This window comes from Streptomyces sp. NPDC048507 (assembly GCF_043199995.1).
Lineage (GTDB): Bacteria > Actinomycetota > Actinomycetes > Streptomycetales > Streptomycetaceae > Streptomyces.
This window is the reverse complement of record NZ_JBICWZ010000003.1, coordinates 14,155-24,939: the sequence shown is the minus strand read 5'-3', so window position 1 is coordinate 24,939 and position 10,785 is coordinate 14,155. Positions and strand designations below refer to the sequence as shown.

At 72.0% G+C, this 10,785-nt stretch carries 13 protein-coding genes; 5 read left to right on the top strand and 8 right to left on the bottom strand.

Annotation, left to right across the window (positions count from 1 at the left end; translation table 11 throughout):
• Nucleotides 1–81 precede the first annotated feature (81 nt).
• A complete protein-coding gene (locus tag ACGFXC_RS08975) occupies nt 82–360 on the bottom strand; it encodes a helix-turn-helix domain-containing protein (RefSeq protein WP_393712172.1) in 279 nt (92 codons plus the stop codon).
• A 5-nt stretch (nt 361–365) separates the two neighbouring features.
• Nucleotides 366–662 carry a helix-turn-helix domain-containing protein gene (locus tag ACGFXC_RS08970; protein WP_393710985.1) on the bottom strand — a complete coding sequence of 99 codons (297 nt, stop codon included), beginning with the start codon at nt 660–662 and terminating at the stop codon, nt 366–368.
• A gap of 100 nt (nt 663–762) precedes the next feature.
• Between ACGFXC_RS08970 and ACGFXC_RS08965 the strand changes: the two genes are divergently transcribed.
• Both ACGFXC_RS08965 and ACGFXC_RS08960 read left to right on the top strand, forming a co-directional pair.
• Nucleotides 763–1,245, top strand: coding sequence for a helix-turn-helix domain-containing protein (locus ACGFXC_RS08965; protein WP_393710983.1), 483 nt, complete (start codon nt 763–765; stop codon nt 1,243–1,245).
• Between the two features lie 361 nt (nt 1,246–1,606).
• Nucleotides 1,607–2,908, top strand: coding sequence for a hypothetical protein (locus tag ACGFXC_RS08960; RefSeq protein WP_393710981.1), 1,302 nt, complete (start codon nt 1,607–1,609; stop codon nt 2,906–2,908).
• 632 nt (nt 2,909–3,540) lie between these two features.
• Here ACGFXC_RS08960 and ACGFXC_RS08955 read toward each other — a convergent pair.
• Nucleotides 3,541–4,290 carry a hypothetical protein gene (locus ACGFXC_RS08955; RefSeq protein ID WP_393710979.1) on the bottom strand — a complete coding sequence of 250 codons (750 nt, stop codon included), beginning with the start codon at nt 4,288–4,290 and terminating at the stop codon, nt 3,541–3,543.
• Between the two features lie 55 nt (nt 4,291–4,345).
• Nucleotides 4,346–4,420, bottom strand: coding sequence for a 50S ribosomal protein bL37 (locus tag ACGFXC_RS08950; RefSeq protein ID WP_383431233.1), 75 nt, complete (start codon nt 4,418–4,420; stop codon nt 4,346–4,348).
• A 107-nt stretch (nt 4,421–4,527) separates the two neighbouring features.
• Between ACGFXC_RS08950 and ACGFXC_RS08945 the strand changes: the two genes are divergently transcribed.
• Complete coding sequence (locus ACGFXC_RS08945; RefSeq protein ID WP_393710978.1) at nt 4,528–5,163, top strand: hypothetical protein; 636 nt, start codon at nt 4,528–4,530, stop codon at nt 5,161–5,163.
• A gap of 7 nt (nt 5,164–5,170) precedes the next feature.
• On the top strand, nt 5,171–5,401 hold the full coding sequence (locus ACGFXC_RS08940; protein WP_351821492.1) for a DUF2277 domain-containing protein: 231 nt from the start codon (nt 5,171–5,173) through the stop codon (nt 5,399–5,401).
• A gap of 15 nt (nt 5,402–5,416) precedes the next feature.
• On the opposite strand, the gene ACGFXC_RS08935 is transcribed toward ACGFXC_RS08940, so the two are convergent.
• The 4 genes from ACGFXC_RS08935 to ACGFXC_RS08920 all read right to left on the bottom strand — a co-directional run bounded on the left by ACGFXC_RS08935 (nt 5,417) and on the right by ACGFXC_RS08920 (nt 9,580).
• Nucleotides 5,417–5,941, bottom strand: a complete 525-nt coding sequence (locus ACGFXC_RS08935; protein WP_393710976.1) for a hypothetical protein — start codon at nt 5,939–5,941, stop codon at nt 5,417–5,419.
• A 369-nt stretch (nt 5,942–6,310) separates the two neighbouring features.
• Nucleotides 6,311–6,922 carry a DedA family protein gene (locus ACGFXC_RS08930; protein WP_393710975.1) on the bottom strand — a complete coding sequence of 204 codons (612 nt, stop codon included), beginning with the start codon at nt 6,920–6,922 and terminating at the stop codon, nt 6,311–6,313.
• Nucleotides 6,923–7,042: 120 nt separating this feature from the next.
• The gene (locus ACGFXC_RS08925; protein WP_393710973.1) at nt 7,043–8,707 is read right to left on the bottom strand and encodes an alkaline phosphatase D family protein; all 1,665 of its coding nucleotides are present in this window, start codon (nt 8,705–8,707) and stop codon (nt 7,043–7,045) included.
• Between the two features lie 117 nt (nt 8,708–8,824).
• Nucleotides 8,825–9,580: an HNH endonuclease family protein gene (locus ACGFXC_RS08920; protein ID WP_393710971.1), complete on the bottom strand. Its 756-nt coding sequence runs from the start codon at nt 9,578–9,580 to the stop codon at nt 8,825–8,827.
• A gap of 492 nt (nt 9,581–10,072) precedes the next feature.
• On the opposite strand from ACGFXC_RS08920, the gene ACGFXC_RS08915 reads away from it, so the two are divergent.
• Nucleotides 10,073–10,654, top strand: a complete 582-nt coding sequence (locus tag ACGFXC_RS08915; protein WP_393710969.1) for a TMEM165/GDT1 family protein — start codon at nt 10,073–10,075, stop codon at nt 10,652–10,654.
• Nucleotides 10,655–10,785 lie beyond the last annotated feature (131 nt).

The window sequence follows — 10,785 nt, the reverse complement described above, 5'->3', positions numbered from 1 at the left end:
TGTACCTCTCTCGTTCTGGTGGTGAGGTGTGCCGAAGGGGCTGTTCCGGATGGCCGTCCGGGCGGCCCCGCATTTCGTGGGTCAGGCGGCGCGAGTCACGCGCCGCGTGGCCGGATTGATCTCGCCCATCTCCGTGATGGCGAGAATGTGCCTTGCGGAGAAGCGCGGGAACCGGCCGATCAGGGTGAACGGCAGCCGCCGAGCCCTGATCCGCTCCTGCACCCAGTTCTCCGTCACGCCGAGGAGCTCGGCTGCCTGCGCCGGGGTGTAGAGCTGAAGGTCCGGTGCAGGCGGAACCCACGCGGTCAGCGCTTCGCGGATGGCCTCCACCAGCAGTTCCCCGCCGGATTCGGTCGTCATGGTCGTCACGAGGTCTCCCTGGTAATGGCCTCGATGGGCACGTTGAGAGCCGCTGCGATCAGGTGGAGCGTTTCGGGGCTCGCCCCTCGGTCTCCCCGCTCAACGCGAAGGATTGTGCTCGGAGACCTCTTGGCGAGGTGCGCGAGCCGCCGCAGAGGAAGCCCACGCACCTCACGAAGGGCCTTGATTGCGGCTCCATGGGGTGTCACGAGAAGCACGCTACGCCTCGTGATGCCTCGCCGCAAGGTGTTCAGTTGGTTTGGCGGGGTGTTCGCGAGGTGTTCGTCTGGGTTCCGTGACATCTCGGAGGGCAACAGTCGGGACCGGGCGGCATGGGTAATTACTGGTCAACAAGCGTCACCGCGCTGTCCCTGTTGCCTTGCCGTGAGGCATCATGACCTCATGAGCTTGGACTGGGAGCGGCTTGCCGAAGCGATCCGCGAGGCGCGCAGGTCGCGCGGCTGGACGCAGGCAGACCTCGCTGAGGTGTCCGGCGTCGGATTCTCGACCGTGCAGCGCCTGGAAGCGGGCAAGCCGTACCGGAGGCGCCCGCCAGCGCTCGACCGCGTAGAGCGGGCCCTCGGCTGGGCCGCGGGCTCCGTTGATGCTGTCCTTGAGGGAGGCGGCCCCTTGAACGCCGACGAGGCCGCCGCGGCAGTCATCGCCCGCGCGGCCGGCTCGGAGCGACTGCCGGCCTACGTTGCCCACGAGCTGGCCGCGGGTGAGGTCGTCGATACGGACGTCATCGAGCTTCCCGACCGGCCGGGCGTCAAGGTCGTCGTGGTCGTCACCCGCGATGCCGACGAGACGGGCGACACCATGGCCGAGGACATTCGTGCCTGGACCCGGATGAAGCGCCAACTGCGAGGGATCTCCGGTGAATAGGCGCTAACACCCCGCGAAGCCCTCCGAACGCCCTGTGATTGTGGTTATATGTGATTCACCTGTTACGGGGGGTCACCCAGCACAGGTATCGGGGGTCCGCTGTGCGGATTCATGTACGCGTAGAACGGGTGCGGTGGATTCCGCACGAAGTGGAAGTGGTCGTCGACTGTCCCGACGGCGAGGCGCCGGTTATCTGGGCGCTGACGAGCGTGCCCGAGAAGGTCGTTGAACGACTTCGGGCTGACGCTGAAGCACGTCTCAACGCCTCGCGGGCGTAGGGCGCCACCACCTCCCCTCAGCGACGGGCCTGCTTGCTCACGTGGGCAGGAGCAGGCCCCCTCACGCCCTGGAGCACCGCCGCATGGCCTACGCGGAGAAGGTTTTCAAGATCAAGAACGGCCGTCCCACCAAACAGTTCTCCTGGAAATGCAAGTACAAGCGTCCCGACGGGACTTGGGGGACCGAGTCCGGCTTCGACACGAAAAAGGCCGCCCTTGATTACGGCGCCGAGCAGGAGGCGGCGGCGCGCCGAGGAAACTGGATCGACCCCAAACTCCAGCGCCAGCCGTTCGGAACCTTCGTGAAAGCCGTCTGGATGCCGGCCAAGGCCAAGCGCGGCACGACCATGGACCGCCGGTGGAACAACCTGGCGCACATCTTCCCGCGGTGGGAGCACGTCTCACTGAATGCCATCACGTGGTTCGACGTGGACGCCTGGCAGCAGACGCTTACGGTCGACGACGTTACCCGGGGGCACTGCGTGAGCCTCATGTCCACCATCCTCACCGGGGCCGTGGACGCCCAACACCTCCTCGTGAATCCCCTCTTCGGACGGAAGCGAACTCGCGCCACCGCCACAACCCCCGCGCTGGTCGTCAGGGCGAAGAAGACGAGCGAGGAGAAGTGGGCGCCGCCGGAGACGGTACTCCGCATCGGGCACCGAATGGGGCCAGCTACAGGACTGCACGTGATCACCACGGCATGGACCGGGCTGGGTTGGGGCGAGGGGGCCGCTCTTCACCGGGACAACACCTTGTTGACCCGGCGCCAGCAGCACGACGGCGGCTGGTTCGAATGCCCCGTCATCCGGGTCCACCCCGAAGTCGGCACCCTTGCGGAGTACACCGCGCGCGGCCCCGAAGGGCAGAAGCTGGGCGGCGTGCTGCAACTGGAACCCCCGAAGAACGATGAGGCGCGCCCGCGGGACATCGACGTCCCGCCCTTCCTGGCCCAGCTGCTCCAGCTACACCTCGACGACTGGCCACACCCCTACGTGTTCTGTACGCCGTCGGGGAAGTTCTGGAGGCGGGGAAACTTCTCGCGGGCACAGCTGAAGCCGGCCGCCGGCGGGCGGGACCGGCTGCCGATGGTGAAGGGGCACCCAGCGCGGCCGGCGTGGGCTCCGATCATGCCGGGCCTGACCATGCGTGCGCTGCGGCATACCCACGACACGTATCAGGACCAGATCGGAGTCAAGACGTCGCTGGCGTACGAGCAGGCCGGGCACCTCAGGCCCGGCATCAAGCGGGTGTATCAGCACCCGACGCCCGCGATGCGGATCGAGCGGCTGGAAGGCCTTCAGGAGCTTTTCGAGCGGGCGATGCGTAATCTGGGGTGGACGACGCTGTGGGGGCGCGTTGACCTGGTGAAGCGCTACTTGTAGGCCGTCGAGCGCCGGATCTCCCAAAAATCCCCCAAACGATCTTGAATTGACTCTGAATCACTGCTGCGCCGCAGGTCAAGAGGTGGTGGTGCATCGCCGAGGGATCTGATATATCGATTCTTACAAAGCAGATGTCGGCGGTTCGAAACCGTCCGCGCCCACCAGCACGAAGGCCCCCAACCGATCTTGGTTGGGGGCCTTTTGCATCCACACCTGATATCAACGGGGACGGTCGGGGACGGCTCCGCGACCCGCGCCGATGCAGAGGCCGTCGGACGGCGAGACGATCCCGGGGTCCGGTAGTCGCTGGAAGCGAGGGGGGGCAGGGTGACGCAGCCCAAGTGTGGAGCGCCTACGGCCAAGGGGGGCCGGTGCACGAAGCCCGCGATCATGAACAGTTCTCGGTGTCAGTTGCACCAAGGGGGCTGGTCGAGCTACGGGGTGGCGCAGCGGAAGAAGAAGGAAGCCGAGGCGAAGATGAAGAAGCTCCGGAAGAAGTGACCTGGTCAGGGGCCGGTCGCTGACGTCCACAGCCGACATCGACGTGGGTGCACGTCGGTCGTGGCGAGCGGTCGAACGCGGGCCCTGCCCCAACCGATCTTGGTGGGGGGCCTTTGGGTTGGTCGTGGGGGTTAGAACGGAGGGGCTTGGGTGTAGCCGCCGGTGCGGGAGGCTTGTCGGGCCTGGAGGTGGGTGTGGTGTTCGCGGGATGCGGTGTCGGCCGGGGTTTCCAGGTCGCGGGTGTCGTGGCCCCAGGCTCTCAGTGCCTCCAGGGCGCGGTCCCGGCCGTGGCGGTCGGGGCTGGTGGCCAGGAGGCGGCGGGCGTGGCCGGCGAGCTCGTCCGTGTGGCCCGTGAGGAGGGGGTGCTGGGTGAGGGGGATGGCGGCGAGGAGGGCCGCGGTCCGGGCCTCGGGGCTGGGGTGGCCGAGGAGGGGGCGGACGGCGTCGAAGAGGACCGGGCGCAGGTTCCGGAACGCGTCCACCTCCGCGTACTCCTCGAGGTACTGCCCGTCGGCGGTGAGGCTCGCGTCGTGGGTGGTGTCGGCGAGCCAGGTCAGCAGGAGTACGAGGGCCGGCGGGTCGGGTCGTGCGGTTTCGCCGAGGTCGAAGTCGGTCGCCGTGAGGGCGGGTTCGGCGAGGACGGCCGCGACGTAGCGGGCCACGGGCGCGGTGGCCCCGTAGAAGGAGTTCTGGTGGGTGACCTCGCGGAGCGCGCTCCGTGCGGCGGACGCCCTGACGGCCGGGTCGGGGTCGAGGAGCCGTGCCAAGGCCGTCGGCAGGGACGAGCCCGTTCCGCCCGCGGTGGTGAGGGAGGCCCAGTCCGTGTCGTGGAGGAGCCGTTCGTGGTGGGGCGCCCCGGTCTTGCCGCGGTTGTCGGTCACCGTCGGAGGCTAGGGCACGGCCGGGGGTGGGTGGCCCCCGGGTGGGGGCCGGGGGTCAGGCGTTGGGGCGCTTGCCGTGGTTGGCGCTCTTCTTCTTGCGGGCGCGGCGCTTGTTTCCTCGCTTGGCCATGGTGGCTCCCTCATGCTCAGTGCGGACATTTCGGGCGTTCGTCAGTCTAGGTTCCGGGGGTGTTTCCCGCGCGGCGGGGTGGGGATCTCATCGCCGGGGGTGGTGGCGTGGCATGGAGTGAGGCGTGGCTCTGGGGGATCGGGCTTGCGGTGGTGGTCGTGGGGGCCGTGTGGGGGGAGTGGCGTCGTGGGGGAGGGTTCGACGCGCAGCGGGACGCCGAGCGGGCGCGGCTGGTCGCGGGCGTGGGAGCCGGGGCGGGGGAGCGCGGGGATCCGAGGCTGCTCGATGCCGGGCGGGGCGGGGCCGTCGAACTCGGGGACCGGCACGACGACTTCACCCCGATCCTCGTCGAGTACTACGCGTACGGACTGGCGCAGGCCCGCAGCAGCTTCGTGACCAGCCAGCGGTTCGCGGGGATCGGCGCGGCCGTGCTGCTGTCCGGGGTGGCGCTGGCGGTGTGGAAGGCGCAGAGCGCCGGGGACGCGTACCTCGGGGTGGCGACCAGCTCGGTCGGGCTGGTCGTCACGCTGGTCGGGCAGCTGTTCCACCGGCGGGCCGACCTCGCCCTGCGGCACATGGCCGCCCAGAGTGCCGCCCTGCGCGAGGACCGGCGGGCCGCGGAGAGCATGCGGCAGGCCATCGGGCTGCTGGAGGAAGTCGCCGACCCGGAGCTGCGCGGCCGGCTCCAGGCCGGGCTGATCATGCGGCTTTCCGGGGCCGAGCTGCCGCCCGCAGGGCCATAGTGGAGGTATGTGCCGCTCCATTAAGACCCTGCGCCCGCCCGCCATCCCCGAGAAGGCGACCGAGGAGGAGATCCGCGCCGCCGCGCTCCAGTACGTACGGAAGGTGTCCGGCTTCCGCGCCCCCGCAGCTCACAACCGGGAGGTGTTCGACGCCGCCGTGGACGCCGTCGCCGAGGCCACCAGGCTGCTGCTGGACGGGGTGCAGGTGCGCGGGCAGTCCGTCCCGGCCCGGGCGTAGGGGCCGGGACGGGCGTCAGCGCGGCTGGGCCGCGCGGCGGCGCAGGATCCAGATGCCGGTGCCGAGGGCGCCGGCCGCCAGTGTGGCGCCCAGGGCCATCTGGCCCGGGCCCATGGCGTCGACGCTGCCGCCGAGGCCGCCCCGGGCCGCGCCGGGGGCGACCTGGAGGGTGACGGTGACGCGACGGCCGCCGGTGCCGCCGCACTCGAAGGTGACGGGGTGCGAACCGGTGGGGGCGTCGCGGTAGACGGTGGCGGTGCCGGAGAAGTTGGCCGACGGCCGGTTGGCCGAGGTCAGCGGGACGTCGCCGAACGCCCGCGAGGTGGCCCGGGCGCTGGGGGTGCCGCAGCCCTCGACGTTCAGGCTGACCCGGCCGCCCGGGGCGACGGTGCCGGGGGAGACGGTGGCGGAGGGCGACCCGCCGCCGGACGGGGCGCCGGACGGAGCGGCGGAGGCGAGCGTGACGGGTGTGAGCGCTGTTGCGGCGAGGGCCGCGACCGCGGCTCCTGCCAGGCGGTACCGGATGCGCGTGGGGGACATGGAGAGAACTCCTCGGGCTCCTCGAGACGGCGCGGCCAGGGCACGGGCGTGACCCGGATTCGGTCGCGCGCCGTGCTCTGGACGCTAGAAGCCCCGCCGGGAGGCGGCGATCGGGGCAAGGTGAACGGGTGACCGGCTGACCCGTCCGGGCTAGGTCGTCTCTTTCGGATCGTGCCGGTCAACGCCGCGTCGTCCGGTGCCGTGCACCGCACGGCGGAGAGGCTCCCGATGGCTGGACGTCCTCGGGTGCCTCGGCAACGCGGCGAGGTGCGGTGCCGGGCGGCGCGGGTCAGGCACGATCCGCAAGAGACGGCCTGGGAGGGGAGCCGCCGACCTGGTCGGCCGTGCCCGGGCCCCGGGCGGGGTCGGCTACGTCGCGGGCGCGGCGGACGGGGACGGGCGGCGGACGAGGAAGGCCGCCAGGGAGCCCGCCGCGAACAGGGCGATCAGGGAGATCGCGGTGCCGAGCCAGGTCGTGCCCAGCCACTGGGTGCCGAAGTAGCCCAGCGCCACGCTGTAGCTCGCCCAGGTCATCCCCGCCAGCACCGACCAGGGCAGGAACTCCTTCACCGTGCGCTGCGTCCTGCCCGCGCCGAGGGAGACCACCGAGCGGCCCGCCGGGGCGAAGCGGGCGATCACCACCAGGGCGCCGCCGCCACGGGCCAGGGCCGTGCCGAGCCGCTCGTGGGCCCGGGTCAGGCGGCGGGAGCGGGCGATGACCCGGTCGAGCCGGGCTCCGCCGCGCCGGGCCAGCCGGTAGGCCGCCATGTCACCCAGCACCGAGGCCGTCGTCGCGGTCACCAGGAGCGCCACGACGTCGGGCACCCGCGGTGGCGGACCGGCGGCCGCGGCGGCCGCGGCCGCGGTGATGACCAGCACGCCGCTCGGCAGTACCGGCAGGAACACGTCGAGCAGGATGGACACCGCCACCACGACGTAGATCCATGGGCCCGAGGTCAACGACCCCAGAATCTCAACCACAGCGGGACTCCCCAGTCCGAAGCGCCGCGTCGTCGCGGGGAGCGGCAGGGGCGGCTTGACAGCCATACAGCGTACGCCCGGGACGGGTGCCGTGACGTCCCGGGTCCCGCGGCCGGCGGGCTACGGCGCGTCGCTGAGCTCCCGGTCCAGCACCGTCACCAGCCGGGCCGCCTTTCCCCGGGCCCGGCGGGCCTGGTCCAGGCGCAGCCGGGCGCCGCGCCCGGTCAGGGCCAGCGTCATCAGCTGGTTGCCGAACCACGGCCCGCCCGTACGCCGCCAGCTCAGCGGAGGCCGGCCCGTCCGGCCGTGCCGGGAGAAGCCGCGCCCCAGCCAGCGGCCCAGCCGCGACCAGCCGAGGCGGAACCCCCAATTGACAGCGGTGTGGATGGAGTTGTGCACCGGTGAACAGGTCAGCTGGAACACCCGGGAGGTACTGGGTATTCGGGGCTCGGCCACGTACGCGTGATGGACGTCGCCGGACAGGACGCAGACGGTCGCCGGAGCCTTCGGTCCCGTCCCCACCTCCTCGATGAGGTCGCTCAGCGCCGCGAACGAGCGGGGGAACGCCGCCCAGTGCTCCAGATCGCTGCGCCGGCGCAGGTCTTCCCCGATCCGCGCCCAGCGCTCGCCGCGCTCGCCCCGGCACAGCGCGGCGTTCCACACTTCCGCGTCGTGGATCAGCGGGGGCATCAGCCACGGCAGGGAGGACCCGATCAGCAGGTGGTCGTACTCCCCGTGCCCGGCGAGGGCGTTCTCCCGCAGCCAGGTCTCCTCGGCCGGATCGAGCATGGCCCGGCCGTCCTCGGCGAGGACCCTGGCCGCCCGGGTGTCCACCATCAGCAGCCGGGACCGGCCGAAGTCCCGCCGGTAGCTCCAGCGCACCGACGCCGGATCGGCATCGGCCCGGGCGGCGAAGGCGCGCAGGGCGTCCGTGCCGTCCGGCGTGGCCCGTACCGCCGCGTACAGCGGGTCGGCGGCGAGCTCGGCGGGGGAGAGGTTGCCCAGGTGCTGGTGCACCCAGTAGGACATCAGCCCGCTGAGGACGCGCTCCGGCCACCACGGGGTCGCCCGCATCTGCGCGAGCCAGGCCGCGCTGGTGTTCCAGTCGTCGATGACGTCGTGGTCGTCGAATATGTGCAGGCTGGGCACGGTGGAGAGCAGCCAGCGGATCTCCGGGTCGAGCCAGGACTCGTAGTAGAGGCGGGTGTACTCCTCGTAGTCCGCGACCTGCGCGCCGGGCGCCTCGCGCAGGTCCCGGCGGGCCGCGAGCCACTGCCGGGTCGCCTGGGACAGCTGGTCGGCATACACCTGGTCGCCGAGCAGCAGCAGGACGTCCGGCCGCTGCGCCTGCGGCTGTGCGGCCAGCTGCGCCGCGAGGGTGTCGAGGGCGTCGGCCCCGTGCGGTCCGCGCCGGCCCGCGGGCGGGGCGGCCTGGCGGCAGGAGCCGAAGGTGACCCGCAGCCCGGGCGCGGGCCCGCCGGGGCGGCCGCCGACCGCCGGGGTGGTGATCGTGCTCGGCGGGAAGCCGCCGTCGGTGCCGGGCCAGACGGTGATCCCGTCGAGCAGCACCTCGTACGCCGTGGTCGTGCCCGGTGTCAGCCCGGTGACCGGGACCAGCGCGTAGTGGTGGCCGGCGACCTGGAAGGTGCGGACGCTGCCGCCGGCCCCGTCGGCGCAGCGCACCTCGGCCGTGCACGGGCGGTCCGCCTCGACCCATATCGTGGCGGCTCCGCCCGTGTCCCAGTCGACATAGCGCAGCAGTGGCCCCAGACGCAGTCCGGCCATGGAACTCCCCCTCCTCCGTGCCCCTTTGGATCACGGTACGGGGCGAAGGACGTCACCCGCCTCCCCCTGGCGGGGGAGAGCGGGGGTGAATGTCCCCGGGAGGGGAGGGGGGCGGGGTCAGCAGCCGTTCAGGAGGTTCACCAGGGCCGTCTTCTCCCCGGCATCCATGCGCAGGCCCCAGTACTGCTTGACCTGCACCCACATGCGCGCGTACGTACAGCGGTACGCGGTCCGCGGGGGCAGCCACTTGCCGGGGTCGAGGTCGCCCTTGGACTGGTTGACGTTGTCCGTGACGGCTATGAGCTGCGGGCGGGTCAGGTCGTTGGCGAACTGGCGGCGCTGTTCGGTGGTCCAGGAGTTGGCGCCGGAACGCCAGGCCTCGGCGAGCGGGACCATGTGGTCGATGTCCACGTCGGACGCGGCGGTCCAGGTGGCGCCGTCGTACTCCGAGTACCAGCTCCCGCTGACGGCGGCGCAGGCGGAGTCGGTGACGACGTTCGCGCCGTCGCGCTTGAGGACCGTCTCGCGGGTGTTGCAGGTGCCGGAGACGGTGCTCCAGTGCGGGAACTGCTCGCGGCTGTAGCCGCTGAGGGAACCTTCCGCCGCCGGGGTCACCGTCGCGAGGTAGCTCCGGGCCGCGGCCGCGCTGATGGGCGCGGGCGGGGAGGCCAGGGCGGCGGGGGCGTTGACGAGCGAGGTGAGGGCGGCCAGGGCCACGGCGGACGCGAGGGCGCCCACGCGGGCGGCGCGGGCGGCGCGGGCGGCGCGGGCGGCGCGGGCGGCGCGGCGCGGGCGGCCGGGGAGCCCCGGGCGGTCCGCGCGGTCCGCGTGACGCGCGTAGAAGGAGGGCGTGCGGAAGGACGTGAGGGCCATGGGGGCTCCCTGGATGCGGGGGGTGGCGGCCGTTCGGCCCCGGCGGGGCGCGGCCATGCTGGCGGCGCCAGATGTCTGGGGGACGGGCGCCAGGTGACAGGTTGCCGACATGGGCACGTCACATCAAGGGCTCCAACGCCCCTCGGCCACGCGGCAGTTGAAATCCGGCCATGCGGGCGGAGCGGCCGGGGGGTGGAGTGGGGCCAAGCTCACATACCGGATGGGAGGCCACCGGCGGGCGACGTCGCGTACCCTGGACGGAGCAGAAGGGGAGTAGCTCTTCGCCGGACCGTCGACATACTGCTGGGTCACCCAGCCGGCGCCCGGAGGCAGGCCGCGTCAGCGGTCGGCCAGCGAGACCTTCGGCCGCAGTGTCCTGTCCGCGTTTACGCATCTCAGGGCGCCGCCGAGCCGAAGCGACTCCTGAAACACCCCAGGTCAAGGTCTCTCGGTCCCGATGGCGTCCTGCCCGACCGATAGAGGTTCCACCCCGTGTTCAGCTTCACCGTCATGGCGATCGCCTTCGGCGTCGTCTTCCTCGCCGAACTCCCGGACAAGACGGCCCTCGCCGGTCTGATGCTCGGCACCCGCTACCGCGCCTCGTACGTCTTCGTGGGCGTCGCGGCCGCCTTCGCCGTGCACGTCGCCCTCGCCATCGCCGCGGGCAGCGTGCTCACGCTGCTCCCGCACCGGCTCGTCCAGGCCGTGGTCGGCGTCCTCTTCCTCGCGGGCGCGGCCATGCTGCTCCTGAAGAAGAGCGACGGCGACGAGGAGGTCAAGCCGCCCGCCGACCAGTCCTTCTGGAAGGTATCGGGCGCGGGCTTCATGCTGATCCTGGTGGCCGAGTTCGGTGACCTGACCCAGATCATGACCGCCAACCTCGCCGCGCGGTACGACAACCCCGTCTCCGTCGGCCTCGGCGCCGTGCTGGCGCTGTGGGCGGTCGCGGGCATCGGCATCCTGGGCGGGCGCACCCTCATGAAGTACGTGCCGCTGCGGCTCATCACCAAGATCGCGGCCGCGGTGATGGCGGCGCTGGCCGTGTTCTCGCTGTACGAGGCGATTGCGGGCTGACGCGGGCCGGCGCGTGGCGGCGCGTGGCGGGGCCTGGTTGGCGGGGCCCGGCACGGCTCGGGCGGGCCCCGCCAATTCCCTTGCGGGGGTCCGGGCCCGTGGGCAGGTTCGAGGGCGTGAGCACTTTCGGC

Excerpts from the sequence above, each read along its gene's own strand:
- ACGFXC_RS08920 (WP_393710971.1), bottom strand. The coding sequence starts at position 9,580 with ATGGCCCTCACGTCCTTCCGCACGCCCTCCTTCTACGCGCGTCACGCG.
- ACGFXC_RS08940 (WP_351821492.1), top strand. The coding sequence starts at position 5,171 with ATGTGCCGCTCCATTAAGACCCTGCGCCCGCCCGCCATCCCCGAGAAG.
- ACGFXC_RS08935 (WP_393710976.1), bottom strand. The coding sequence starts at position 5,941 with ATGTCCCCCACGCGCATCCGGTACCGCCTGGCAGGAGCCGCGGTCGCG.
- ACGFXC_RS08960 (WP_393710981.1), top strand. The coding sequence starts at position 1,607 with ATGGCCTACGCGGAGAAGGTTTTCAAGATCAAGAACGGCCGTCCCACC.
- ACGFXC_RS08975 (WP_393712172.1), bottom strand. The coding sequence starts at position 360 with ATGACGACCGAATCCGGCGGGGAACTGCTGGTGGAGGCCATCCGCGAA.
- ACGFXC_RS08925 (WP_393710973.1), bottom strand. The coding sequence starts at position 8,707 with ATGGCCGGACTGCGTCTGGGGCCACTGCTGCGCTATGTCGACTGGGAC.
- ACGFXC_RS08970 (WP_393710985.1), bottom strand. The coding sequence starts at position 662 with ATGTCACGGAACCCAGACGAACACCTCGCGAACACCCCGCCAAACCAA.
- ACGFXC_RS08965 (WP_393710983.1), top strand. The coding sequence starts at position 763 with ATGAGCTTGGACTGGGAGCGGCTTGCCGAAGCGATCCGCGAGGCGCGC.